Source organism: Marinobacter sp. EhC06, from assembly GCF_001650915.1.
In the GTDB taxonomy this organism is placed as follows: domain Bacteria; phylum Pseudomonadota; class Gammaproteobacteria; order Pseudomonadales; family Oleiphilaceae; genus Marinobacter.
On the sequence record NZ_LXYO01000036.1, the window covers coordinates 106,049 to 131,261 of the forward strand.

General features: G+C 57.7%; 26 protein-coding genes. 9 read left to right on the forward strand and 17 right to left on the reverse strand.

All coding sequences use genetic code 11. The features are described 5' to 3' along the window. Positions 1–15: 15 nt before the first annotated feature. The gene (locus A8B84_RS19565; RefSeq protein ID WP_064228416.1) at positions 16–1,299 is read right to left on the reverse strand and encodes an ammonium transporter; all 1,284 of its coding nucleotides are present in this window, start codon (positions 1,297–1,299) and stop codon (positions 16–18) included. Between the two features lie 73 nt (positions 1,300–1,372). Beyond that, a complete protein-coding gene (glnK, locus tag A8B84_RS19570) occupies positions 1,373–1,711 on the reverse strand; it encodes a P-II family nitrogen regulator (protein WP_008173268.1) in 339 nt (112 codons plus the stop codon). A 381-nt stretch (positions 1,712–2,092) separates the two neighbouring features. On the opposite strand from glnK, the gene A8B84_RS19575 reads away from it, so the two are divergent. From A8B84_RS19575 to trmB, 3 genes are all read left to right on the forward strand, one after another. Then, on the forward strand, positions 2,093–2,347 hold the full coding sequence (locus A8B84_RS19575; protein ID WP_064228415.1) for an accessory factor UbiK family protein: 255 nt from the start codon (positions 2,093–2,095) through the stop codon (positions 2,345–2,347). Positions 2,348–2,410: 63 nt separating this feature from the next. Further along, the gene (locus A8B84_RS19580) at positions 2,411–3,943 is read left to right on the forward strand and encodes a YifB family Mg chelatase-like AAA ATPase (RefSeq protein WP_064228414.1); all 1,533 of its coding nucleotides are present in this window, start codon (positions 2,411–2,413) and stop codon (positions 3,941–3,943) included. A 71-nt stretch (positions 3,944–4,014) separates the two neighbouring features. Then, entirely contained in the window at positions 4,015–4,749 is a 735-nt protein-coding gene (gene trmB / locus A8B84_RS19585) for a tRNA (guanosine(46)-N7)-methyltransferase TrmB (protein ID WP_064228413.1), read from the forward strand. Positions 4,750–4,767: 18 nt separating this feature from the next. Here the strand turns inward: trmB and A8B84_RS19590 are convergent, their stop codons facing one another. The 10 genes from A8B84_RS19590 to A8B84_RS19635 all read right to left on the reverse strand — a co-directional run bounded on the left by A8B84_RS19590 (position 4,768) and on the right by A8B84_RS19635 (position 13,824). Beyond that, a complete protein-coding gene (locus tag A8B84_RS19590; RefSeq protein ID WP_064228412.1) occupies positions 4,768–5,301 on the reverse strand; it encodes a hypothetical protein in 534 nt (177 codons plus the stop codon). After that, on the reverse strand, positions 5,301–6,467 hold the full coding sequence (gene hemW / locus A8B84_RS19595) for a radical SAM family heme chaperone HemW (protein WP_064228411.1): 1,167 nt from the start codon (positions 6,465–6,467) through the stop codon (positions 5,301–5,303). Before hemW ends, A8B84_RS19590 begins: the two co-directional genes overlap by 1 nt. 5 nt (positions 6,468–6,472) lie before the next feature. After that, positions 6,473–7,072: an RdgB/HAM1 family non-canonical purine NTP pyrophosphatase gene (gene rdgB / locus A8B84_RS19600; RefSeq protein WP_064228410.1), complete on the reverse strand. Its 600-nt coding sequence runs from the start codon at positions 7,070–7,072 to the stop codon at positions 6,473–6,475. 6 nt (positions 7,073–7,078) lie between these two features. After that, positions 7,079–7,534, reverse strand: coding sequence for a DUF4426 domain-containing protein (locus A8B84_RS19605; RefSeq protein WP_064228409.1), 456 nt, complete (start codon positions 7,532–7,534; stop codon positions 7,079–7,081). Positions 7,535–7,536: 2 nt separating this feature from the next. After that, positions 7,537–8,136 carry a methionine biosynthesis protein MetW gene (gene metW / locus A8B84_RS19610; protein ID WP_064228408.1) on the reverse strand — a complete coding sequence of 200 codons (600 nt, stop codon included), beginning with the start codon at positions 8,134–8,136 and terminating at the stop codon, positions 7,537–7,539. Next, on the reverse strand, positions 8,133–9,281 hold the full coding sequence (gene metX / locus A8B84_RS19615) for a homoserine O-succinyltransferase MetX (protein ID WP_064228407.1): 1,149 nt from the start codon (positions 9,279–9,281) through the stop codon (positions 8,133–8,135). Before metX ends, metW begins: the two co-directional genes overlap by 4 nt. A gap of 127 nt (positions 9,282–9,408) precedes the next feature. Next, a complete protein-coding gene (locus A8B84_RS19620) occupies positions 9,409–11,373 on the reverse strand; it encodes a dynamin family protein (RefSeq protein ID WP_064228406.1) in 1,965 nt (654 codons plus the stop codon). A 244-nt stretch (positions 11,374–11,617) separates the two neighbouring features. Then, positions 11,618–12,202 carry a YggT family protein gene (locus tag A8B84_RS19625; RefSeq protein WP_064228405.1) on the reverse strand — a complete coding sequence of 195 codons (585 nt, stop codon included), beginning with the start codon at positions 12,200–12,202 and terminating at the stop codon, positions 11,618–11,620. A 22-nt stretch (positions 12,203–12,224) separates the two neighbouring features. Continuing rightward, positions 12,225–13,058: a pyrroline-5-carboxylate reductase gene (proC, locus tag A8B84_RS19630; RefSeq protein ID WP_064228404.1), complete on the reverse strand. Its 834-nt coding sequence runs from the start codon at positions 13,056–13,058 to the stop codon at positions 12,225–12,227. A 61-nt stretch (positions 13,059–13,119) separates the two neighbouring features. Next, positions 13,120–13,824, reverse strand: a complete 705-nt coding sequence (locus A8B84_RS19635; RefSeq protein ID WP_064228403.1) for a YggS family pyridoxal phosphate-dependent enzyme — start codon at positions 13,822–13,824, stop codon at positions 13,120–13,122. A 140-nt stretch (positions 13,825–13,964) separates the two neighbouring features. Here A8B84_RS19635 and A8B84_RS19640 point away from each other — a divergent pair, with 140 nt between their 5' ends. The 3 genes from A8B84_RS19640 to A8B84_RS19650 all read left to right on the forward strand — a co-directional run bounded on the left by A8B84_RS19640 (position 13,965) and on the right by A8B84_RS19650 (position 17,925). Continuing rightward, positions 13,965–14,999: a type IV pilus twitching motility protein PilT gene (locus tag A8B84_RS19640; RefSeq protein ID WP_008174189.1), complete on the forward strand. Its 1,035-nt coding sequence runs from the start codon at positions 13,965–13,967 to the stop codon at positions 14,997–14,999. 218 nt (positions 15,000–15,217) lie between these two features. Next, positions 15,218–16,339 (forward strand): PilT/PilU family type 4a pilus ATPase, encoded by a 1,122-nt coding sequence (locus A8B84_RS19645; RefSeq protein ID WP_064228402.1) that lies wholly within the window; start codon positions 15,218–15,220, stop codon positions 16,337–16,339. Positions 16,340–16,458: 119 nt separating this feature from the next. After that, the gene (locus A8B84_RS19650) at positions 16,459–17,925 is read left to right on the forward strand and encodes an OmpP1/FadL family transporter (RefSeq protein WP_082905233.1); all 1,467 of its coding nucleotides are present in this window, start codon (positions 16,459–16,461) and stop codon (positions 17,923–17,925) included. Positions 17,926–17,961: 36 nt separating this feature from the next. Here the strand turns inward: A8B84_RS19650 and A8B84_RS19655 are convergent, their stop codons facing one another. Together A8B84_RS19655 and polA are read right to left on the reverse strand one after the other, a co-directional pair. Next, the gene (locus tag A8B84_RS19655; RefSeq protein WP_064228487.1) at positions 17,962–18,336 is read right to left on the reverse strand and encodes a hypothetical protein; all 375 of its coding nucleotides are present in this window, start codon (positions 18,334–18,336) and stop codon (positions 17,962–17,964) included. A gap of 232 nt (positions 18,337–18,568) precedes the next feature. Next, complete coding sequence (polA, locus tag A8B84_RS19660) at positions 18,569–21,298, reverse strand: DNA polymerase I (RefSeq protein ID WP_064228401.1); 2,730 nt, start codon at positions 21,296–21,298, stop codon at positions 18,569–18,571. A gap of 87 nt (positions 21,299–21,385) precedes the next feature. Here polA and A8B84_RS19665 point away from each other — a divergent pair, with 87 nt between their 5' ends. Continuing rightward, the gene (locus tag A8B84_RS19665; RefSeq protein ID WP_064228486.1) at positions 21,386–21,724 is read left to right on the forward strand and encodes a DUF2782 domain-containing protein; all 339 of its coding nucleotides are present in this window, start codon (positions 21,386–21,388) and stop codon (positions 21,722–21,724) included. 7 nt (positions 21,725–21,731) lie between these two features. Here A8B84_RS19665 and A8B84_RS19670 read toward each other — a convergent pair whose 3' ends face one another. Further along, entirely contained in the window at positions 21,732–22,211 is a 480-nt protein-coding gene (locus tag A8B84_RS19670; protein WP_227512734.1) for a fibronectin type III domain-containing protein, read from the reverse strand. A 280-nt stretch (positions 22,212–22,491) separates the two neighbouring features. Between A8B84_RS19670 and A8B84_RS19675 the strand changes: the two genes are divergently transcribed. Continuing rightward, positions 22,492–22,914: a hypothetical protein gene (locus A8B84_RS19675; RefSeq protein ID WP_064228399.1), complete on the forward strand. Its 423-nt coding sequence runs from the start codon at positions 22,492–22,494 to the stop codon at positions 22,912–22,914. A gap of 97 nt (positions 22,915–23,011) precedes the next feature. On the opposite strand, the gene A8B84_RS19680 is transcribed toward A8B84_RS19675, so the two are convergent. Together A8B84_RS19680 and pyrE are read right to left on the reverse strand one after the other, a co-directional pair. After that, a complete protein-coding gene (locus A8B84_RS19680) occupies positions 23,012–23,665 on the reverse strand; it encodes a DUF4124 domain-containing protein (RefSeq protein WP_064228398.1) in 654 nt (217 codons plus the stop codon). Positions 23,666–23,668: 3 nt separating this feature from the next. Further along, positions 23,669–24,307 (reverse strand): orotate phosphoribosyltransferase, encoded by a 639-nt coding sequence (gene pyrE / locus A8B84_RS19685; protein WP_008174208.1) that lies wholly within the window; start codon positions 24,305–24,307, stop codon positions 23,669–23,671. An 81-nt stretch (positions 24,308–24,388) separates the two neighbouring features. Between pyrE and A8B84_RS19690 the strand changes: the two genes are divergently transcribed. Then, positions 24,389–25,195, forward strand: a complete 807-nt coding sequence (locus A8B84_RS19690; protein ID WP_064228397.1) for an exodeoxyribonuclease III — start codon at positions 24,389–24,391, stop codon at positions 25,193–25,195. Positions 25,196–25,213: the final 18 nt, after the last annotated feature.

The following is a 25,213-nucleotide window of genomic DNA, read 5'->3' on the forward strand; positions in this document are numbered from 1 at the left end:
TCCTCGTGTCAGCGATTACTGCTTGCCGCTGACAAACTCCGGATAGGCTTCCATGCCGCACTCGGACAGATCCACACCTTCGTACTCGTCTTCTTCGGAAACCCTGATGCCCATTACGGCTTTCAGGATACCCCAGACGATGAGGCTCGTTACGAACACCCAGATGAAGATGGTGAGCATGCCGACCAGCTGACCCATGAAGGTGGCGTCTGCGTCGGACAGGAGAACCGCGAAGATACCCCAGATACCCACCACGCCGTGTACAGAGATGGCACCGACCGGATCGTCAATGCGCAGCTTGTCCATGGTTACGATGGAGAAGACCACCAGGGTGCCGCCGATGGCGCCAATGATGACGGCCAGCAGGGGAGAAGGGTCCGCCGGCTCGGCAGTGATGGCAACCAGGCCAGCCAGGGCACCGTTCAGGGCCATGGTCAGGTCAGCCTTGCCGAACATCAGGCGCGCCACGATCAGGGCAGCGATCAGGCCGCCGGCTGCAGCTGCGTTGGTGTTCAGGAACACGTTGGCCACTTCGTTCGCGACACCGATGCCACCCAGTTTCAGGGTTGAGCCACCGTTGAAGCCGAACCAGCCCATCCACAGAATGAAGGTACCAAGCGTTGCCAGGGGCAGGTTGGCGCCCGGGAAGGCGCGGATCTCGCCTTTGGCGCCGTACTTGCCTTTACGGGCACCGAGGAGGATCACGCCAGCGAGGGCAGCTGCTGCACCGGCCATGTGAACGATACCGGAACCGGCGTAGTCACTGTAGCTCAGCTCATACATGCCGAATACCGCGTCGCCGTTCCAGGTCCAGGAACCCTGCATCGGGTAGATGAAACCACACATAACAACGGCGAAAGCCAGGAAAGCCCAGAGCTTCATGCGCTCGGCCACGGCACCGGAAACGATGGACATGGCGGTTGCAACGAAGACAACCTGGAAGAAAAAGTCAGAAGCGCCGCTGTATTCGCCCATGTCGCCGAAGCCGGCTTCAGTGGAGGCTGCAATAACGCCGGCAACCGCTGCGTCGTCCATTTCGGCAACGGTAGTGATGCCGCTCAGGAAGATGCCACCGTCGTACATGATGTCGTAGCCGACAATCAGGTACATGGTGCAGGCGACCGCAAACAGGGCCACGTTCTTGGTCAGGATTTCGGTGGTGTTCTTGGCACGCACCAGGCCGGCTTCCAGCATGGCAAAGCCGGCGGCCATCCACATGACCAGGGCACCGCAAATCAGGAAGTAAAAGGTATCCAGCGCATACTGGAGTTCAAAAATGTGATTAAGATTGCTTTCCATATGAAGCCCTCCGCACGAGGCTTTTCAGGTTATAAATTTTTTTGCGTTGGCTGTTCGAAAAATCAGAGCTGGTTCAGACCGCTTCTTCGCCGGTTTCGCCCGTCCGGATCCGGATGGCTTGAGCCAGTTCAGTCACGAAGATCTTGCCGTCACCGATCTTTCCGGTGTTGGCCGCCTTGGTGATGGATTCAATAACCTGGTCCAGCAGATTGTCGCCAATGGCAACTTCCACCTTCACCTTGGGCAGGAAATCCACCACATATTCAGCGCCACGATAGAGTTCTGTGTGGCCTTTTTGCCGACCGAAGCCTTTGACTTCAGTGACGGTTACGCCTTGTACGCCAATCTCGGATAGTGCCTCACGGACATCATCCAATTTGAAAGGCTTGATGATCGCTGTCACAAGTTTCATTGCTTTCTCCTTGGTAAAGCCGTCTCAACAGTGAGGGCCCGTCGGCCGGTTGTTGAGCTCGGGATGCTGCCACCTCGCACACCAATTGTGCGGATTGCGTACGAGAGCTTTAGCATCGTGTATGCCAACGCAAAAAAATAGTTTAAAAACAGTAAGCTACGATATCCGCGTACCAGAATGGCGCAAACTTGTGCACCAAAATAGAGCGGGCAGCCGGCCAGTGAGCCAATTTGGAGCGGGCTCCCTGGCCCTTCGCCACTTATTATAGGGTCGACCACCTACAGTATGGCAGGGGCTGCGGTGTGATACACTCCCGCTAACCGGCAACCGGCCCTGTCTTTTAGTCGAAGCCGGATATTTCAGTAATTTGTGAGGTGATGTGTGAAAGGTCCACAGGATATTTTTGCTCAGCTGCAGGGCCAATTCGGCCAGTTCGTTCCCGATATGGCCCGCGCTGCACGGGAAGATTTTGAAACCCAGGCTCGGGCTACTGTGATGGCCGTCCTGTCCCGTCTGGAGCTGGTAACACGGGAAGAGTTCGACGCCCAGCAGGCGGTCTTGCTGAAGACTCGTGAAAAGGTAGACGCGCTCGAGAAGCGGGTGGCCGAACTGGAAAATTCCCTGCAGAAACAGTAAATCCCGGACGTGCCCGGCAGGATGCCGGGCAAGCATTTCCTGTCATTACCATGGAAGGTTGTCATGCTCGCTATCGTTCACTCCCGCGCCACCATTGGCGTGTCGGCCCCTGCCGTTACCGTTGAAGTTCATCTCTCAGGCGGCCTGCCCGCGCTCTCGATCGTAGGGCTGCCGGAAACCGGTGTCAGAGAAAGCAAGGAGCGTGTTCGAAGCGCCCTTCTCAACGCGGGCTTCGAATTTCCCGCTCGCAGAATCACCATCAATCTCGCGCCTGCTGATCTGCCCAAAGAGGGCGGCCGTTTCGATTTGCCCATTGCCCTGGGCATTCTGGCGGCCTCGGGCCAGATCCCGGTGGACAGTCTTTCCGATTGCGAATTTCTTGGCGAATTGTCCCTTGATGGTGCATTGCGTCCATTAAAGGGTGTACTGCCGGCTGTGCTGGCCGCCCGTGAGGATCAGCGGAGTTTGCTGGTTCCTCACAGGAATGCCGAGGAAGCGGCCCTGGCTAGCCAGGGTGACGTTCTGGCCGCCGGTCACCTTCTGGCGGTGTGTGAGCACCTGAGTGGCCGCGCCCGCCTGGTGCCAGTGCCCAGGTCCTCGCTGGAACAGCCGCCGGGCAACAAGAGGGAGGTGCCAGATTTGTCGGATGTTCGCGGCCAGCGGGTTCCCCGCAGGGCACTGGAGGTGGCTGCGGCAGGTAGTCACAATCTTCTGTTCTTCGGTCCACCGGGAACCGGCAAGAGTATGCTCGCCAGTCGGCTGCCCGGCATTCTTCCGGGGCTGGATGATGCTGCCGCCATGGAAGTTGCCAGCGTGCATTCTGTTGCCGGGCTTCCTGTTCGTTCCGGGGGCTGGCGGGAACCGCCCTTCCGATCGCCTCATCATACCGCATCGGCTGTTGCCCTGGTGGGCGGCGGCAGCAGCCCGAGGCCCGGGGAAATCTCCCTGGCCCATCGGGGCGTACTCTTTCTGGACGAATTGCCAGAGTTCGAACGTCGGGTTCTGGAGGTGTTGCGGGAGCCGATGGAAACCGGGGAGATCTCGATCAGCCGCGCGGCGCGGCAGGTGAATTTTCCGGCTCGATTTCAGGTGGTGGGCGCGATGAACCCTTGCCCCTGTGGTTATAGTGGTCATCCCACCATCGAGTGTCAGTGCACGCCGCAACAGGTTGCGCGTTACCGATCGAAAATTTCCGGCCCGCTTCTGGACAGGTTTGATCTGCACGTTGAAGTGCCCGTACAGGGTGGCGATATCTTGATGCGGCAGGGCGGGGATGGCGAAACCAGCGCCACCGTCCGGGAACGTGTCCTGATCGCCAGAGCCCGGCAATCAGAGCGGGGTTGCCTGAATGCCGGCTTATCCGGGCGTGAACTGCAGGCTGCGTGCCGGCTGGATCGCCAGGGTGAGCAGTTGCTCACCGGTGCCATGGAAAAGCTGGGACTTTCGGCCCGTGCACTGCACCGCATATTGCGAGTCGCCCGAACACTTGCCGATCTGGAAGGCTGCGAAGCGCTGCGCCAGAGCCATCTGGTTGAAGCACTGGGCTATCGGCAGCTGGATCGACAACAGGGTCGTAACTCGGTGGTCTCCGCCTGAGCGAGGACACTCTGGTAAACTGTTGGCAAATCCCGTTAAACAGACCCGCTGCCTGCGGTTAAGGATTGCAGATGACAGACCATAAAGAACCGCAAAACTCCCAGGATGCCGCCGCCGAATCGCCGGTAACCACCCGCCGTGGCGTGCGCAGCTTCGTTCTACGCCAGGGCCGGATGACAGAGGGCCAGAAGAAGGCGTTTGAGCGCAGCTGGCCGAAGTATGGCCTGACCCGTGAGGACGGAATGATTGATCCGCGCGAAGTCTTTGGTCGGGACAACATGCTTAACCTGGAAATCGGTTTTGGTATGGGCCGGTCCCTGGCTGAAATGGCCGAAGCGGCCCCAGAGCAGGATTTTATTGGTGTCGAGGTCCATCAGCCCGGTGTTGGTGCATTGCTCAAGGAGATAGAGGATCGGGGCCTGGAGAACGTCCGCATCTACAGCATAGACGCCAACGATGTCATTGATCTTTGCCTCCCGGACGCCTGTCTGGATCGGGTGATTGTGTTTTTCCCGGACCCCTGGCACAAGAAAAAGCATCACAAGCGCCGCCTGATTCAGCACGAGTTTGTCCAGCGGGTTCGTCACAAGCTGAGGGTGGGTGGCATCCTGCACCTGGCGACCGACTGGGAGAATTACGCCGAGCATATGCTCGAGGTAATGAACGAGTCCGAAGGCTTTGCCAATACTCAGGAGTCCGGTGGCTATTCACCGCGCCCTGAAGACCGTCCGATTACCAAGTTTGAAAAGCGGGGCGAAACCCTTGGTCACGGCGTCTGGGACCTGTTGTTCTACCGGACCAATTGATGTCCGGCAAAAGGAGCTTCAGTGGTGCGCCAGCGGATGGCGCCGGGACGCCCGGATAATTACCAGTCCTGCAATTCCGAGCGTGAGCGCCGTGAACTTGATCAACGCGCACAGGGTTGCGGACAGACTCACCTCATCGGTGGGTGGGTTGAAATTGTTCAGCAACAGAATGTTCTCCGCACCATCGCTCAGGCCGGCGGTTGCAAACAGGGCTCTCACCCAGCGGGCTCCCACCCGCTCGCGAATGCCGGGGCGATCGCGGGTGAAGTGTCGTGTCAGGTGGATCAGGGCAAGCATGTATGCGGGGATGAACAGGAAGTCCAGCCACAGTGAAATCTTCGCCCAGGCAACACCTTCTCTTCCCCAGCTGCGAAAAATGGCATGGGCCTGGTCTGCGGTACCGGCCAACTGGTAGCTGACGATACCCTGGGGCGCGGAGGCGGTCTGCAGTGGCTGGTTGATCATAAGCAAGGCGAACAGCAGCACGGCAGCCACCACCAGGCTGGCTTTCAGGCTTTTCGGAAAGGCCGCCACTCCGTGTGCAGGGTCCATTACAGAAAACGCTCCAACAGGCTGTTCAGGTATCTCTGGCCCAAGTCAGTGGCCTGGAGCCGATCGATCACCATCAGCTTTTCATTTCGCAGTTGTTCAAGTTTTACCCCAACTGTTGTCAGGGGTAAACCCGTTCGTTCAGAAAAAAGGCTTTCATCCACTCCTTCTTTGAGCCTCAGGGCGTTCATCAGGAACTCCAGGGGTAAATCTTCCGCGGCTATGGCGTCTGTGCCAGCGGTACGGCTCCCGATCCTTTGCAGGTAGGCTTCGGGTTGGCGGGTTTTCCAGTAGCGCCTGATGCTGCCGTCGGCCAGACTGATCTTGCCGTGGGCGCCGGCCCCGAGGGCCAGATAGTCCCCGAAAGTCCAGTAGTTCAGATTATGGCGAGAGGCCTTTCCGCGGAGGCTCCAGGCCGAAACTTCGTAATCCTGGTATCCCTGTTTGTGCAGCAAGTCTGAGCCGCGTCGATAGATGTCCCAGAGATGATCGTCGTCCGGCAGGTCTGGAGGCCGACTGTAAAATTCAGTATTGGGCTCGAGGGTCAACTGATACCAGGACAGGTGAGGCGGCTCGTAGTCCAGGGCGGTCTGGATGTCCTCAAGGGCCTGCTCTGGAGTCTGGCCCGGTAGGCCGTGCATCAGGTCGACGTTGAAATTGTCGAAGCCGGCTCGGCGAGCGGTGCGTATCGCGCGGTGAGCGGCATCGGCGTCATGAATTCGGCCCAGGGCTTTCAGGTGATCGGCGTTAAAGCTCTGCACGCCGATGGACAGGCGGTTGATGCCCGCCTTCCGGAAGGCTTCGAAGCGGCCGGTTTCAAGCGTTCCCGGGTTGGCTTCCAGAGTGATCTCGGCATCTGCCTCAAAGTTGAGTCTTGCCTGTAATTCCCGGAACAGCCGATCATAGAATTCTCCGCTCATCAGGGAGGGAGTGCCGCCGCCAATGAACAAGGTTTCTATCGGCCGGCCGGTGGCAAAGGCCAGATCCTGGTCGAGGTCTTCGAGCAGGGCCTCCAGGTAGGCGGACTCGGGGATAACCCCGGTGAAGGCGTGGGAGTTGAAATCACAGTAGGGGCACTTCCGCACGCACCATGGCACGTGAATATAGAGACTCAGTGGCGGCCGAACCGCCGCTGGCTGTGGATCTTTCGCGGTCTCAGCGTCGTTCAACGGGGTCAGGCCTCGGCCTTCAGCTGTTCCATCAGAATTTTCAGGGCTCGTCCGCGGTGGCTGATGCTGCTTTTCTCGGAGCGGGACAGTTTGGCCGCGCTGCAGCCATGCTCAGGAACAAGGAATACCGGGTCATAACCAAAACCGCCATCGCCCTGGGGTGATCTGAGGATCGAGCCCGGCCAGCGGCCATGGCAGATAATGGGGGTTGGGTCGTCTGGGTGACGGAGGTATACCAGCACGCAGTGAAACTGGGCGCCCCGGTGCCCATCTGGAACGCCGGCCATGGCGTCCAGCAGGGCGTTCACGTTGTCCTGGTCGGTCGCCGCCTCGCCGGCAAAGCGGGCGGAACGGACGCCGGGGCGGCCTTCGAGTGCATACACCGCCAGACCGCTGTCGTCTGCCAGGGCCGGGAGCCCGGTTTCCCAGGCGGCATGGCGGGCCTTGAGGATCGCATTTTCGACAAAGGTCACCGCCGGCTCCTCGGCTTCACCGACGCCCAGGTCACCCTGGGCAACCGGCGTCATGCCCAGAGGTGACAGCAGCTCGGTCAGCTCGGCGATTTTCCCTTTATTATTGCTGGCGATGACAAGTCGGTTGGTCATATAGGCTTAATCGCTGAACAGTGTGTGAGCAAACCGCACCGCCAGGTCTTGCCGGTGTCCGGTAGGGCGGGCGGTGATATTGAAGGTCATCAGCTCGCCGGAAGAATATTGATACTCGGCAATAAAATACACGGAGTCACCTTCCTGAATACGGCGAAACGCCAGAAAGCGTACCTGTTGGACATCGTTGGAAACCTTGCCCTCTACCTGGCCGCTGACCGGGGACATGGAGCCGTCTTCGTTTTCCTTCATGATGGAAATATTGACGATACCGATGCCCTTGCTGCGTTGAAGATTGTTCGCCTTGGCGACTTCCGGGGCCAGGAAGGTACTGGGCAGCACGCTCCAGAGCACTTTGTACTCGCCGAAATCTTTGGAGCCAGCCTGTGCTTGAAGGCTACACAGGCCGATGAGAGCAATTACCAGCAGGTTGCGGAATGCGGAAAAGGTTTTTGCGATCATTGCTAGGTCTCCCGTGTGATTCGGTAAATGGCAATTTCACCCAACAAATTCGGCCACAGGCGCGCCAACCAGCTGTTCTGATGCTGGCCGTCTACCACCCGACGGCTTTTGATCCTGATGCCTTTCTGCCGGCACAGAGCCTCAAAATCCTTGAAGGTGCACAGCCTTATGTTAGGTGTGTTATACCATTTATACGGCAGCGCCTCGGATTCGGGCATACGCCCGCTCAAAGTCAGTCCCCAGCGCAGTCGCCAGTGGGCAAAGTTCGGGAAAGTTACGATGCCTTCGCTGCCAACCCGGAGCATTTCGTCCAGCACCTTGTCGGGGCGCCGGACCGCTTGAAGCGCCTGGGTCATCAGAACGATATCGAAGCTGCCGTCATCAAAGTTACCCAACCCCTGGGTATCCAGGTTCTGCTCGATAACCGCCACCCCGCGGCCCATGCAGGTGGTGATATGGTCCGGGTTGATTTCCAGACCGAAGCCGCTGGCGCCCCGCTCCCTCTGGAGGAAGTCGAGCAGGGTGCCGTCGCCGCAGCCCAGGTCCAGGACATGATGACCGGGCTGAACCCACTGCTGGATGATTTCGAGATCCGGTCTCATGCGCCGACCTCCCGGGCCACTCGGTCCATGTAGGCGTTGAAAATGTCGGTGTATCTCGGGGTCGGAATCAGGAACGCGTCGTGCCCCCAGGGAGCATCCACCTCGGCATAGCTGACCTTTCGGCGGGCGGCAATCATGGCGTTGACCATTTCTTCCGAGCGGGCGGGTGTGAAACGCCAGTCGGTGCTGAACGACAACACCAGGTATTCGCAACTGGCGGCCGCCAGTGCCTTGGAAAGGTCCCCGCCAAACTCATAGGCCGGATCGAAGTAGTCCAGCGCTCGGGTCATCAGCAGATAGGTATTGGCGTCGAAAGACTCTGAAAATCGCTCGCCCTGATAGCGAAGGTAGCTCTCAACCTGGAATTCCGCGTCATAACCAAACTTGTAGGCCTGATCGCGAAGTTCGCGGCCGAATTTTTCGCCCATGGATGCATCGGATAGATACGTGATGTGGCCGACCATCCGTGCCAGCATAAGGCCACGCCGTGGAACGGTATCGAAGTCGTAATAGCGACCGTCGTGAAACTCCCGGTCGGAGGTGATGGCCTGCCGTGCTACCTCATTGAAGGCAATATTCTGGGCAGTGAGCCGGGGGGTGGAGGCAATCACCACGGCATGCTTCAGGCGGTCAGGATAGTCCAGGCTCCACTGCAGGGCCTGCATGCCGCCGAGGGATCCGCCAACAACGGCCGCCCAGCATTGGATGCCGAGCCGGTCTGCCAGCAGCGCCTGGCTCTTCACCCAGTCTCCCACAGTGATTACCGGGAACTCCGGGCCGAAGGGTTTTCCGGTTTCGGGGTTGAGGCTGTTGGGGCCGGTGCTGCCATGACAGCCGCCCAGATTGTTAAGGCTGACAACAAAAAAACGATCGGTATCGATGGGTTTGCCGGGGCCAATGCAGCTGTCCCACCAGCCAGGCTTGCGGTCTTCGGCGGAATGGTAGCCGGCGGCGTGGTGGTGCCCGCTCAGGGCGTGGCAGATAAGAACCGCGTTACTGGCCTCGGCATTCAGGGTGCCGTAGGTTTCCACCACCAGGTCATAGTTTTCCAGGGTCTGGCCGCAGGCCAGATCGATGGGAGCGTCGAAATGATAGGTCTGCGGGGAGACAATCCCGACAGAATCCGCAGGCAGGGTATCAGGCATCGGCGCGAATGGTTCCTGGTTCGATCCGTAAGTGTCTGGAAAAGCAATGACAAAGCCATCACCAGCCCAGCAGTTTAAAGCCGGGGCGTGATGGCTGCAACCGCCTGAATGGTCGCTCTCGCGGCGCTTACACAGCGCCGGAGATGTTTACCACTTTTTGTTGGATCAGGGTGGGGGCCGGCTTGCGGATCTGGCGCTGCATGGCGTCGGCCAGTTCCAGCTGTTTGCGTAGATCGGAAATGGTGTTGGTAAGGCGCAGGCGCTCGGTCCGGCTGTCCTTGTCATTGCGGACCATGTCGCGAAGGCGACGGATCTGGTGTTCCAGCAGCTGCTTCTGCTCCATGGAATATTGCATGATCGGCAGCAGGGCCTCGGATGGCCAGCGTTCAACGTCGTGGCGCACACGGGCGTGCAGGGTGCGTGCTTCGCCCACCATGACGTTGAAAAAACGGCGAACCAGAACCGACTGCTCTGTCAGCAGGTTTTTCGGGCTGATACGGAAGCGTCGGGCTTTTTTGCGCAACTCACGGATGGCGATCACATGGCGACCGGCCCGGAGCGGGATGGGCTCGAGATGACGGGCCCGGTTGTCCTCGTTATAGCGACGGTAAATAGCGCCTACCATTTTCTCGGCCAGGTGCCCTTCGCTCAGCAGGTTGGTCAGGTCGCTTTCAAGCAGTTCGAAGAACTGGTCCATGGCGCGGTTCATACCGGCGGTCGTCCAGCTTTTCGACATACTGTTACGGACACGTTCAGCGTGGGCTTCGAAGCGGTCTTCACTCACCAGTTTTTTCAGTAATTCGCCCTGGGAGTCCATCAGGCGCCGGCTCGAACGCAGAGTAATCAGCTTTTTGTAGTAGAAGTCGTAGTCTTTCTGAGCGCGTTCTGCCAGGCGGCCAAGGGCTGCCTTGTCCATGGTGACGCCGGCGCAGGCCTGGAGTTCCTCTTCCAGGGATTCCAGGCGATATTGCATCGCCGCCTGGCTGTTCTGGAGCATGCCCAGAAGGTCGTTGATCAGGCTCTGGGTGATCAGCTGCTCCTTGTGCATCAGAATGCGCTGAATAATCAGCTGCTCGAGCTGGCCGATATTGGAGCGGTCAAACAGGTCACTATCTTTCCTGACCCTTGCAACCAGTCCCTGTTTGGCGGAAACCGGGATCACATCATGCTGGCGCATGCCAAGGTGATCGGCAGTATAGCCACGCACCCGCTCAATGGCTTCGTTGGTGTGGCGTTCCCCCTGCAGGTCGTCCCAGAGCACATCGATCTTGTTCAGCACGGCAAAGCGGCCAGCCCGATGATCTGCGTGCTGGGTGTCGATGTGTTCCTTCCAGATGGTCATGTCGCTGGCGGTCACACCGGTGTCGGCGCTGAGCACAAAAATTACGGCATGGGCGCGGGGCAGCATGCTGATGGTCAGTTCCGGTTCTGAACCCAGGGCATTCAGGCCCGGAGTGTCGAGGATGCGCAAACCACGCTCGAAAAGAGGGTGACGAATGCTGATCTGGGCATTACGCCAGGCTGGCACCAGAACGTTGCCGGGATTATTGCGGTCATGCTCCAGCATATCCTCGTCGAAGCCGAGCTTTCGTGCCTCCTCCGGCGGTACGCTCTTCACCCGTGCGACCTCGGCCAGCACCTCCCGCATGATTTCCGGGTCGCGCTCATCCAGTTCATGCTTCACCCATCGTTCCGGCTGTTTGCGCAATTGCTGCAGGGACAGATCGCCGTTTCGGGTTTCAATGGGCAACAGGAGCAGGTAGTTCTGGTTGGCGCTGCGATCGAAGAACAGCTCCGTGGGGCACATGGTGGTGCGCCCTGCCTGCGAAGGCAGCATGCGCTGGCCATACTCGGAGAAGAACAGGGCGTTGATCAGCTCGGTTTTACCGCGGGAGTATTCGCCGACAAACGCAATGGTCAGCTCATCCTCAATCAGCAGCTCCAGTCCATGGCGAATGCGGGTGCTGACATCGTCGGAAAACAGATTGTTATCCTGCAGCCACAGCCGGTATCGGCCGATCTGTCGGATCAGCTCTTTTTTCCAGTTGTGATAAGCCTCTACCTGCTGCGACAGAGTTCCCTGTTGGTTCATCGGATTTTCCTTCTGCGCGACTTCCGGGTATCCCGGTCAAAACGGGGTGCTCACGGGTGACGGATTAATTACCGTTAATACTATCCTGTTCTATCTATGTTTGCGGCAGAGCTACGGTGAAGAGATCGGGCGAAACCGAGGGGTTACAATAAAAAAAGGCTGCAAAATCAGTGGTCTGAGTTTGCAGCCCGGGAATTATGGATTTCGTGGCTAAGTGTTACAAAGTGTATATTTGAGACGGGGTTTACATACCCAGCCCGATGGAGCCAAGGCCGGCGGCCATTTTCATGTGCTCAATCACCACCGAGATAACGTTCAGAATCAGGAACACAATGATGGGTGACAGATCCAGGCCGCCCATGGAGGGCATGATATTGCGCACTGGGCGCATCACCGGCTCAGTGATCTGGGCGACCAACTGAATCGCTGGGTGGCCGCTGCCGGGGGCGATCCAGCTGACGACCACCACCGCAATAACTGACCAGAAGTAGATTTTTACGATCAGGTCCAGCACGTTCAGAACGGCCCAGACCAGTAAGGTGATCGGATTCACGGCGGGGATGCCACCGTTCAGGGCAACCAGTATCAGGAAGAAGGTAATACCCTGGATGATCACCGCAAGCACCAGCGAAGCGCCATCCACGCCGCCCCAGCCGGGGATGAAGCGACGCAATGGACGCAGCGGCGGATTGGTGGCCTTGACCACGAACTGGGAGATCGGGTTGTAGAAATCTGCCCGGGCCAGTTGAAGCAGGAACCGGAGCAGTACAATGGTCATGTAGAAGGTGGATGCGATCAGCAGGATGGTAATCAGAATGTCTGCCAGCATGAAGCCGTGTCTCCGTTATCGGTTACTGTTTGCCTGCCAGTTCTTTGGCCATTTCTTCCGAGCGCTTGAATGCTGCCTTGTAGGCTTTGGACACCAGATCGCGCATGCCACCTTCCTCAAAGGTATTGATGGCCTGTTCGGTAGTTCCGCCGGGAGACATCACGTTACGCTTGAGCTGGCCGGGGTCGTGCTCGCTTCGGGCGGCCATTTCGGCGGCTCCTGCCATAGTCTGGATAGCCAGTTCTCTTGCGGTTCCAGCGGCAATGCCGGCTTCGGTAGCGGCCTCTTCCAGCGCTTCGAGCATCAGGAAGAAATAGGCCGGGCCACTGCCGGAGAGCGCTGTCACACCGTGCAGAAGGTTTTCGTCCTCAACCCAAAGCGCTGAACCGATGCTTTCGAACACCGATTCCACCATTTTCTTTTGTTTGTCTTTCACCTCTTTGTTGGCGAAAAGGCCTGCAGCCCCCTTGCCGACCAGAGACGGCGTGTTGGGCATCACCCGAACCATGGGCAGGCCGCCGCCAAGCCAGCCATCGAGGGTGTCGGCTGTCAGACCGGCGGCGATGGATACCATGAGAGGACGGGTGTTCTGAACCACCGGTGCGATGTCGCGACAGACATCCGCCATCACCTGGGGTTTCACCGCAAGAACCACCATGTCGGCCTGCTCGGCGCAGTAGCGGTTGTCTGTGGTTACGCTCACGCCGAAACGCTTGCGGATCGTTTGCAGGTGCGCGTCATCCGGCGCGCTGACCCAGATATTGCCGGCCTGATAGCCGTTATCCAGCATACCGCCAATGATGGCGCTGGCCATGTTGCCGGCGCCAATAAAAGAAATGGTTGGTGATGTGCTCAAGGTTAACTCCCCGGTTGATCGTTTAAACGTCCGGCCCTGATCATAGCAGGAACCGGCCGGTTCAGCTCTTTACTGGGCGTTTGCCGAATAGGGCGGTGCCGACCCGTACCCAGGTGGCGCCTTCCGCAATCGCGACTTCCAGATCGCCGGACATGCCTATCGACAGTGTGTCGAGTGGGCCGGCGTCGGGATGGTCTGACCGCAGCTGTTTCAGAGTATTGGCAAGTTTCCGGAAACTGGCTCTCAATCCTGCTTCGGGCTGATCCGGATCCGGAATGGCCATCAGGCCTCGCAAGCTGAGGTTCGGCAATTCGCCGATTTCTGCCACCAGATCTGGCAATTCATCCAGAGTGCAGCCGGATTTGCTCTCTTCCTCATTAATATTGACCTGAAGACAGATATTCAATGGCGGCAGCGCAGGATCACGCTGTTCGCTCAGGCGACGGGCAATCTTGAGGCGGTCGACGCTGTGCACCCAGGAAAAGGCGGAGGCCATCTGTCGCGTCTTGTTCGACTGGATCGGCCCGATGAAATGCCATTCCAGTCCGTCAAGACCAGACAGCGCCTCGATCTTTTCCAGCGCTTCCTGAAGGTAGTTCTCACCGAAGGCGCGCTGCCCGGCCGCGAAGGCTTCCCGCAGATCTTCGGGTGGACGGGTTTTACTCACGGCGAGCAGATGCACAGCTCCCGGCTCCCGCCCGGCCTGCAATGTTGCTTTTTGTATGCGTCGGGTTACGCTCCCGATGTTGTCTGCTATGCTGCTCATAGTGTGAAATTGCCACGCTCGGTCTGTCACTCGTACGGTGACACGTTACCCGCAGGTCACTGAAATGCCAAGTGAACCGCGCCGGGACCCCGCCGGGCGGAAGCTACCGGGATAAAAGAAAAAGCCTTCCGAGGATTCCTATGGATATTACTGAACTGCTTGCCTTTTCGGCGAAACAGGGTGCGTCTGACTTGCACCTCTCTGCCGGTCTGCCCCCGATGATTCGTGTTGATGGTGATGTGCGCCGCATCAACTTGCCGCCCATGGAGCACAAAGAAGTCCACGGGCTGATCTACGACATCATGAACGACAAGCAGCGCAAGGACTACGAAGAATTCCTGGAAACCGACTTCTCTTTTGAAGTTCCGGGTGTCGCCCGTTTCCGTGTCAATGCCTTTAACCAGAACCGTGGCGCCGGTGCGGTGTTCCGGACAATCCCCTCCAAGGTTCTGACCATGGAAGACCTGGGTATGGGCCAGGTGTTCAAGGATGTGTCTTCAGTGCCCCGAGGACTGGTACTGGTGACCGGCCCGACCGGCTCCGGTAAGTCCACCACGCTGGCGGCGATGATCGATTACATCAACGACACCCGCTATGAACACGTTCTTACCATTGAAGACCCCATCGAATTCGTACACGACTCCAAAAAATGCCTGGTGAACCAGCGGGAAGTTCATCGCGATACCCTGGGCTTCAACGAAGCGCTGCGTTCGGCCCTCCGGGAAGACCCCGACATCATCCTGGTTGGTGAGCTCCGGGATCTGGAAACCATCCGCCTGGCGCTGACGGCAGCCGAAACGGGCCACCTTGTGTTCGGCACCCTGCACACCACCTCCGCTGCCAAGACCATTGACCGGGTTGTTGACGTTTTCCCGGCAGAAGAAAAGTCCATGGTGCGGTCGATGCTGTCGGAATCCCTGCAGGCGGTTATTTCCCAGACCCTGATGAAGAAAATGGGCGGTGGCCGGATTGCGGCACACGAAATCATGATCGGCACCTCGGCCATCCGGAACCTGATTCGGGAAGACAAGATTGCTCAGATGTACTCATCAATCCAGACCGGTGGCTCCCTGGGCATGCAAACGCTGGATCAGTGCCTTGAGCGGCTGTTGCAGAAAGGGCTTATTTCCCGCGAAGCAGCGCGGGCCAAGGCCAAGATGCCTGACAACTTTTAATCTAGTTTGCTCCTGAAGCTGAATTATCGGTGCCGGGAGCAAAGGGGAATCAGTCAGACTCCCCGAATATGGTTTGACGGGTGGGGCGGGTACAGCTTCCCGGGACTGTCTGCAGCATGGATGCTGCAGTCAAGCGTACATGGACGTATTCACAGCGTGTCCCGGGAAGCTGTACCCGCCCCGCCCAGGCACCAAACGATGAAGGCTGGGTACAAAAAATGGAATTCGAAAAACTGTTACGGCTGATGGTGGAAAAAGGCGGTTCAGACCTGTTTATTACAGCGGGTGTGCCACCGAGCATGAAGGTGAACGGGAAAGTGCTCCCGGTTACCAAGAACGCGTTGACGCCGGAGCAGACCAGGGAGTTTGTTTACGGCTCGATGAATGACAAGCAGCGCGCCGAGTTTGAGGAGACCCACGAGTGTAACTTTGCGATCAGTGCCCGGGGCATTGGCCGGTTCCGGGTGTCCGCATTCTTCCAGCGTAACCTGTGTGGCATGGTGCTGCGCCGGATCGAGGTAAAGATCCCGCAAATCGACGATCTGTCGTTGCCGGAGGTGATCAAGGAACTGGCCATGACCAAGCGTGGCCTGATCATGTTCGTGGGCGCTACCGGTACCGGTAAGTCTACGTCCCTGGCGGCCATGCTCGGGCATCGTAACCGCAACAGCCGTGGCCACATCATTTCCATCGAAGACCCGATCGAATTCGTGCACCAGCATCAGGGTTGTATCGTCACCCAGCGCGAGGTGGGCATCGATACCGAGAGCTTCGAAGTAGCGCTGAAGAACACCCTGCGCCAGGCACCAGACGTTATTCTGATCGGTGAGGTTCGTACCCGGCAGACCATGGAATATTCCGTGCAATTCGCCGAGACCGGTCACCTGTGTCTGGCGACCCTGCACGCCAACAACGCCAACCAGGCGTTGGACCGGATCATCCAGTTCTTCCCGCCGGAACAGCACAACCAGATCTGGATGGACCTGTCCCTGAACCTCAAGGCGATCGTGGCTCAGCAGCTGGTGCCAACGCCAGATGGCAAGGGCCGTAAGGCGGTTATCGAGGTGCTAATCAATACCCCGCTGGTATCGGACCTGATCCGGAAGGGCGAGGTGCATCGGCTGAAAGAGCTGATGTCCAAATCCAACGAATCCGGTATGCAGACCTTTGACCAGGCGCTTTATCACCTGTATGCGGAGGGTTCGATTACCTACGAGGATGCCCTGGCTCACGCAGATTCCGCCAACGATCTGCGCCTGATGATCAAGCTGGGTGCTGACGCCCAGGGAGCCGACAAGCTCTCGTCTTCCGTCGACAAGCTTTCCATTCAGGATGACTGAGTACCGGATCAGCATAAGACGTTGGTCGTAGAAAGTTAGGGCCCCGAACCGTTAGGGATGGCATTTGAGGCCAGTAAGGGGTGGTGCGTATACTCCGCGCGATTCAATAAGGAGATACCATGCACCACCGTTCCTCAACGCTTGCACGAGCTGTACGTCTTACCACCCTCGCGGCGCTCGCCGCACCTGCCTCTAGCCTGGCAGGCGGCTTCTCCCTCAATGAGCAGAGCGCCAGTGCGATGGGCACCGCTAACGCCGGTGCCGCCGCCAACCCCGAAAACGCGACCACGGTTCTTTTTAACCCCGCCGGCATGAGCCAGTTGTCGGGCACAAATATTTCGTTTGGTGCTGCGGTTCTGGATATTGATGCCGAGGCCAAGGAAGCTGAAGCGCGTCGCAATCTGCCGGGTCAAAATGCGGTTATGGCCGATGGCTCGCTGGGCGGCGATATTGCGGGTCCAGCTGTTTTGCCGAATTTTTACATGACTCACGAAGTCAATGAATCCATAGACGTGGGGTTTGGAATCCATGCACCCTATGGCCTGGCTGCGGACTACAACGATGACTTCGTTGGGCGTTTTTTTGCTGACGAAACCGAATTGACAGCCATTGCCTTCACTCCCTCGATCTCAGTAACTAATGGGAATGGCCTTTCCATGGGTGCGGGTATCAACCTGATTTATGCAGAGGGTCGCCTTACCCGGTATCAGGACTTGGCAGCCCAGGTTTATCCAAATGCATTTGCTGCAGCCATTGGTCAGGGTGCAAGTCCCGCACAGGCAGACCAGGCAGCACGGCAGGCAGTAAGTGGTTATCAGGATCCTTACGCCGACATTGAGGGTGATGATATCGGAGCGACGTTCAGAGTTGGTTTCCTGTACGAGCTCTCTGATAAAACCCAAATTGGGTTGAGTGCCCAGACTGGAACCGAACTTGATTTGAAAGGCAATGCGACGATTTCCAATTTCCCGGTTCCCGGAGTGCCCGGGCAGACCACTACGCTGTCGGAAAAAGTCAGAGTGCCACTGGCTATTCCAGAGAGTGCAACCTTTGGCATTCGGCATAATCTTTCTGATCAAGTAACGCTTCTTGCAGGTGCGACTTACGCTAAATGGAGTCGTTTCGAGGAGTTGGACATTGTCAGTAGAGAAGCGAATGGTCAGATTACGGCGGCTCCACAGGAGGGTGCCATTCTTAGTCATGTGACTGAAAAGTGGCAAAATACCTGGCAATTCAATCTTGGCGGGATTTGGCAGGCAACGCCGGAATGGGCTCTGAAAGCAGGCTATGCTTGGGACGAGTCGCCTGTCGACGAGTATCTTACCGCACGTATCCCGTCCAGCGACCGGCATTGGCTGACATTAGGTGCCCAGTGGAAGGATGCGCAGAGTGGGTGGACGCTTGACGCGGCAGTAGGAACACTGCTGTTTACGGATGATCCAGCGTTCACAGAGCACAACTACCAGCACAGCAACCCGGACGAAGTAGCCAATCTGGCCCCGGGCGTCGAAGACCCAAGCTACTTCAAGGGCAAATACGAGCTCAGCGCCTGGAGTGCGTCCATCGAGGTTAGCAAGTCCTTCTAATCTCTAGCCAATCTGGTTGGCCAGGCGTAAGGCTGGTCAGCCAACCACCTGGCCACGGTAGATGACCTTCTTCTTCCGTGGCGGGTCTATCTCTCCCGCCTCGTGGTCCTCTGCTGATGCCGTTGGAGCATCCGCAATCACCTGGCCTCGATAGTTACGCTTGAAACCGTCGTCTTCTTCCTCGGGTTCGATATTCAGCTGTGGAACCTGGTCCTTCAGGGTTTCCCAGGTGCGGGTCAACTGGCTGGAGCGGGTTTTTCGCGCGTAATCGGCCAGTTGCTGTTCGAGATGCTCTTCCGTTAGGTGCAGTTTGACGCCGAATTCAGTGTGAATCAGGCGGCGGCACTGGTGAACCAGCTTCAGCACGCTGGGGTCCAGCAGCCAGCTACGTTCAGATGCCAGAGAAGTCATGGTATGAGCCTCGGAGATGGATGTCACAACATGGCGCTGCCCGGAGTGCATGGTGGAGCAGGGCGCCGACTCCGATTACGTAGCGAATATCGTGCCGTGACGCTGGTATCTCGCAGAGAGGGAGTGCCCGGGGCCTGCCGTTGGACTACGGGGCGTGAAGGCAGGCTCGGCGGCAGATGTTGCGGACAATTACGGTGCGTTTTCGGGCTTCCATGCCCTTTTCTGGGTCGAATCAGTGCGCCTCGTCCCAGTTGTCCCCGGCGCCGGCTTCCACAAGCAGGGGAACATCCAGGTCCGCTGCTGCCGACATTCGCTTTTCCAGCCCTGACCGTATCTTGTCGAGGGCCGACTCCTTAACTTCCAGGATCAGTTCATCGTGAACCTGCATGGTCATGCGGGCTTCATCGGCGTGTTCTTTCAGCAGCCAGTTCTCCACATCCACCATGGCCCGTTTGATGATGTCGGCGGCAGTACCCTGCATGGGGGCGTTGATCGCGGTGCGCTCGGCAGCCTGCTGCAGTTGTTTGTTGCGGGCGTTGATTTCCGGCAGGTACAGGCGACGGCCGAACAGGGTTTCGACGAAACCATCGTCGTGGGCCTGTTTGCGGATGTTGTCCATGTACTTCAGAACGCCGGGGTAACGTTCGAAATAACGGTCGATGTATTGCTGGGCGAGCTTGCGCTCAACATCCAGTTGCCGGGACAGGCCAAAGGCAGACATGCCATAGATCAGGCCGAAGTTGATGGCCTTGGCGCTGCGGCGCTGGTCTGAAGAGACCTCCTCCAGGCTGACGCCGAAGACTTCCGAGGCGGTGGCCTTGTGGATGTCTTCGCCCTTTTCAAACGCTTTCAGCAGTCCCTTGTCCCCGGAGAGGTGGGCCATGATCCGCAGCTCGATCTGGGAGTAGTCGGCAGCCACCAGCTTGTAACCTTCGGGTGCGATAAACGCCTGCCGTATACGGCGGCCCTGCTCGCTGCGAACGGGGATATTCTGGAGGTTGGGCTCGGAGGACGACAGTCGACCGGTGGCGGTGACAGCCTGATGATAGGAAGTGTGTACCCGGCCGGTGCGATGGTGAATCAGCTCTGGCAGGGTGTCGGTGTATGTAGACTTCAGCTTGCTCAGGCTGCGGTGCTCAAGGATCAGGCGCGGCAGCTCGTGTTCATGGGCGAGTTCCTGCAGTACCGGTTCCGCCGTTGATGGCGCGCCCTTGGGGGTTTTCTTCACCACCGGCAGGCCCATCTTGTCGTAGAAGATCGCCTGCAGCTGCTTGGTGGAGCCCAGGTTGAAGGTCTCGCCGGCTACTTCGTGGGCTTCTTTTTCCAGTTCTGCCATGCGCTCTGCCAGTTCCTGGCTGTGCTGTCGCAGGGTGCTGGCGCTGATCAGGGTGCCGCGTTGCTCCATGCGCGACAGTACCGGCACCAGAGGCAAATCAATGTCTTCGTAGACAGAGGCCAGCTTCCCGGTTTCCTTCAGTTTTGGTCTCAGGGTCTGGTGCAGGCGCAGGGTAATGTCCGCATCCTCGGCGGCGTAGGGCCCAGCTTTTTCAAGGTCAATCTGGTTGAAAGTGAGCTGTTTCGCACCTTTACCCGCAATGGACTCAAAGCTGATGGTCTTCTCGCCCAGGTAATACATGGCGAGGCTGTCCATATCGTGCCGGGTAGCGACAGAGTTCAGAACGTAGGATTCCAGCATGGTGTCCTCGGCAATGCCCTCCAGGGTAATGCCGTGATTGGCCAGTACATTCTTGTCGTATTTCAGGTTCTGGCCGACCTTTGCCAGGCCGGGGTCCTCCAGCAGCGGCTTGAGCTGATTCAGGACCTGGTCACGATCCAGCTGCTCGGGGGCGCCCATGTAGTCGTGTCCCAGCGGGACATAGGCGGCCTCGCCGGGTTCGATGGCGAAGGACACACCGACGATCTCTGCATCGATGTACCGGAGGCTGGTGGTTTCGGTATCGAAGGCAAACAGCTCGGCCGATTTCAGGCGTTCCACCCATTGATCCAGTTCTTTCTGGTCGGTGATGACTCTGTAGTCTTTCTTGCCGGTTTCGGGGCTGGGTTTTTCATCGCTGGACTGAGCCTTGCCGGAGGAGGTTTCACCCTCTTCCAGTTCGGCAATCCAGGTGCGGAACTCATATTCCTTGAACAGTTCAAGCAGCTGCTGGTCATCCTGCTCCCGAAGCTTCAGGTCTTCCAGGCCAAAATCCAGTTCGACGTCGGTGCGGATGGTGGCCAGTTCGCGACTCAGAGGCAGGGTTTCGGTGGCCTCGCGCAGGTATTCCCCGATTTTGCCTTTGATTTCATCGGCATGCTCAATGACATTGTCCAGGTTTTCATAGCTCTGCAGCCACTTTACCGCGGTTTTCGGGCCGCATTTGTTCACGCCGGGGATGTTGTCCACCTTGTCGCCCACCAGGGCCAGATAATCCACGATCTGCTCTGGGGTGACGCCGAATTTTTCCACCACGCCGTCCCGATCCATCCGGGTCTCGGTCATGGTGTTGATCAGGGTAACGTGGTCGCTGACCAGCTGCGCCATGTCCTTGTCCCCGGTGGAAACGACCACATCGATGCCCTTGCTGGTGGCTTCGTTGGCCAGGGTGCCAATCACATCGTCGGCTTCGACGCCCGTCACTGTCAGTAGCGGCAGGCCCATGGCCTTGACGATTTCATGAATGGGCTCGATCTGGCAGGCCAGATCTTCCGGCATTGGCGGCCGGTTGGCCTTGTACTCTTCATAGAGGTCATGCCGGAACGTTTTGCCCTTGGCATCGAAGACCACCACCATTTTGGATCCGGGAAAATCCTGTTCCAGGCGCCGGATCATACTGATCACACCTTTGATCGCTCCAGTGGGGTGGTCCTTGCTGGTGGTCAGGGGCGGAAGTGCATGATATGCACGGAAAAGATAGGACGATCCGTCCACAAGAACCACGGGTGGTGTGTTTTTGCTGGTCATGTCAAAACAGGTCCGGAATCTGATTGAAGCGTGGGTTGGCTTATGCAACTCTGTACTGAAATCGATGGACGAAAGGGTATCACGAAAATGAAACGAATCGCCTGTCCGGCTTTGTTGCTCGCCTGTTTGCCCCTGGCTGCGTTGGCCCAGGAAGACGGCGCCCTGGATGAGACGCCGGTGGCAACGCCCGAGGAGCCTGTGGTGATCTCTGATTACCAGCCCGCGAGCGAGGGGCCGGAGATTGTGATCCGCCCCGGTGAAAAGGAAGTGTTCTATGAATACCGGGTCAATGGGCAGCTCATGGAAATCAAGGTCGTGCCGGAGGTCGGGCCGGAGTATTACCTGGTGCCGGCAGATGGTGGCGGCTGGATCCGGGAAACCGACTCCGACATGTTGGTGCCCAGTTGGGTGATTTTCCGCTGGTAAGCCGCAATCAGATCAGATCGACGGTGACCGGCGTCGAGCGCCGGCTCTCCAGCCCTTCGGTATCCACAGTGGTAATCGCGAACTCATAAGCGCCGGGCGCCATCTCTGCCAGGGAAAGTCTTGTGGTCGAAGGGCTCTCAATACGGATAACCCTGTAGTCTTCCTGGTGTCTCAGGCGATAGTAAATCCTGAATTCTGCAATCTCTCCAGGCGGCAGTGACGAGCCGTCTTCACGGGTCAGTGGTACTGTCCAGCTCAATTCTCTGGGAGTCTTGGCGGCGTAACCGGACTCGCGGGCTTGCCCGAGAGTATTCAGCAGGCTGTCTGTGGCCATATCAAGCCGGGAGTTCGCGAGTTCGCTGGCCCGATCGGAGCTTGTTTTGGTGGCTCTGGAATCCTCCTGGCAGCCAGCAAGGAGCAGTGACGCTGCAATCAACGGAAGAATAAACCAGGAGATGCGTGGGTGTCTGGGTCCGGAAGTGATCATGGTTACTCGCATACGTGCCTGGATGCGGCCTCTTTTGGTTAAAGCGTATGGAGCCAGAATAAAGCGGGGAGACAGGCTTCTTTAACAGCCCGGCATTATGCCAGTCGGATTTTCAGGATCAAGTGAATAATCCGTAAAACCCCTTATCGCTCTACTTCCTGCTTTTAGTATGAACATTCTAATTTTAGGGCGTAACTTGAATCCTGAGATTAAAGAAAGGCCCTCGTTGCACTGGTTTCGGCAGGGTCTTGGAACTTTCAGGAAACCAAGGAGATTCATTATGGGTAAACTCAAGTCTTATCAAGAACAGCTTCAGGAAATCGTGGACAAGGGTATCAACGCCGCTGAAGAACAGCAGAAGAAGCTGGCTTCCAAGCCGTTCGATTACGCCGAGAAGCTCGAGTCCGAAGCACGTGAGTACAGCGTGAAGACCCTGCGCAAGCGTTACAACGGCTACAGCGATAGCCTGTTCGAGCAGCTGCGCAACCTGAACAGCCGTTTTGGCAGCTTCGCTGGTGATCTGGTCGCCAAGCTGGAAAAAGAAGCAGCAGAAGGCGCTGATGCAGTAGCAGAAGCCGCGGAAGACGTTTCTGACGCTGCGCAGGATGCGAAGAAATCTGTTGAGCCGAAGAAGCCGGCTGCACGCAAGACCACTGCGCGCAAGACCACTTCTACTGCCAAGAAGAGCACTGCTTCCGCCTGAATCGCGGATAGCGTCTCACCGATAGGTGAGTGAAACGAAAAGGCCGCCGGGTAAAACCGGCGGCCTTTTTAGTATGCAGGGACGCTCCAGCGAAAGATCAGTTTTCTGTTTCGGTGTGATCAAGCGGTACGGTCCGCGCCTCGCCGGTGACCTCTTCCAGGCGCTCTATGTCGGCCTCGAAGGCCTTGCGCAGTTCTTCGATTTCCTGGGTCTGTGAGGTGATTTCCCGCTCAATGTCCCGGATCTGGGATTCCAGTCGCCGGATTTTTTCCAGCGTGGCCTCGGGAATCTCTCGACCGGCCCGCTCCATGTTAGCGGCACGGCTCTGTTCGTTATCCAGTTGGCTGGATATAACCGAGATGTTGCCTCGCTTGAGCTGTATCAGGCCCTCAAGCTCCCGGATTTTCCGGTGCATGGCTTTCACGGCCTGATCCGGGTGGCTGAAGCGCTTCAGCAGAGCGCGGTCTTTCTCGCGCTGTTCAGCGAGTTCCTTCTGCCGCTGTTTTTCCGCTTCCCGGGCGGCAATCTCTTCTTCGGTTGGCGCCGGAGGGATAGTCTCTATCACGCGGCCATTGTTGCTCAGGATGTCATAGCCACGTTTGGTGGCTTCCTGGGGAATGGTACTGCTGATTACGATCTGGCCGTTCTCATCCGTGTAACGGTACATATTCGCTGCCACCTGGGCAGAGAAGCCCAGGGCAAGCGCCAATGCCGTAGCTTTGACAGAAAGTGCGGTCAGACGATTGACCATCAATCAGACTCCGTAACGATCCCGATAACTGGCTACCTTTTCGGCATGCCCGGCAAACTCCGGGTTGGCTTTGAGGTAGTCCAACACCTGCTCAAGACGAATGATGCTCACCACAGGGATGCCGAATTCCTTCTCCACTTCCTGGATAGCGGATAGTTCGCCGTTGCCTTTTTCCTGACGATCCAGCGCAATAAGCACGCCTGCCGGTTCGGCCCCGGCGGCCCGGATGATATCGATGGATTCCCGGATCGCGGTACCGGCGGTGATTACATCATCCACAATGAGTACTTTGCCCTGCAACGGTGCGCCAACAATGTTGCCGCCCTCACCATGATCTTTCTTTTCCTTACGATTAAACGCAAAGGGTTTGCTGTTACCGTCTGTAGCCAACGCCATTGCTGTGACAGTAGCCAACGGAATGCCCTTATAGGCAGGCCCGAAAATAATGTCATAATCCAGCCCGCTGCGCGCGATCGCGGCGGCATAGGCCTTGCTTAACTGAAGCAGGTCGTCCCCGGTATTAAACAGGCCAGCGTTAAAGAAGTAGGGGCTGGTTCGGCCCGACTTGAGCGTGAACTCACCAAAGCGTAGTACATTTCGGCGGATGGCAAATTCGATAAATTTTTGCTGATAGTCGTGCATGACAAGGCTTCTGGCGGGTGTTGATCTTTAATTAGCGCGTAAAAACGGTATCATACACACAAACCGAATCAGGGAACACGTATGCGGGTAGTATCAATCAGCGTCAATGGCCTCGCCCAGGCCGTTGAGAAAGGCTTTTTCGACTGGCTGGCGGAGCAGGACGCTGACGTGGTCTGTGTCCAGGATCATCGCATGCGGGCCTACGAGATTGAGGACTACAACCTGATTCCGGAGGGTTACGAAGCCTACTTTATTGATGGCGAGAAAAACGAGGATGGCGGCGTTGGCATCTACACCCGTCATTTCCCGAAGGCCATCATGTACGGGTTTGCCAATGAGCAGGCGGACCGGGAAGGCCGTTTCATTCAGGCCGATTTTGACAAGGTTTCCGTGGCCTGCGTTCTGGCCCCCTGCGCCCTTGGTCGTGAAGAAGAGCTGGTTGGCGACGACGATCTGACAGTGCTGGACCACAAGGACGAGTTCATGGAGTCCTTCGGCCTGCATATGCAGAAGACGCTGCGCAAACGCCGGCAATTCATTTTCTGCGCGAACCTCCAGACGGCCCATCACGTAACCGACGCCAGCCCTCTGTACCACAAGCTGGATTTCTCAGGTTTCCTGCCGCACGAGCGTGCCTGGCTGGATCGCCTGTTCGATGAAATGGGCTGTATCGACGGTTTCCGCGAAATTAACAAGCAGAGCAACCAGTTCACCTGGTGGCCTGAGCAAGCTGAAGGCTCCCGCAAGAATGCCGGCATCCGGGTGGATTACCAGCTGCTGACACCGGGAATCCGGAAGACCATCGAAGATGGCTGGATTGACGATTCAACACGTTTCTCCGATCACGCCCCTGTGATCATGGATTACGACATCGAAATCGGCTTTTAAGTCTTGGGGAAGACGCCT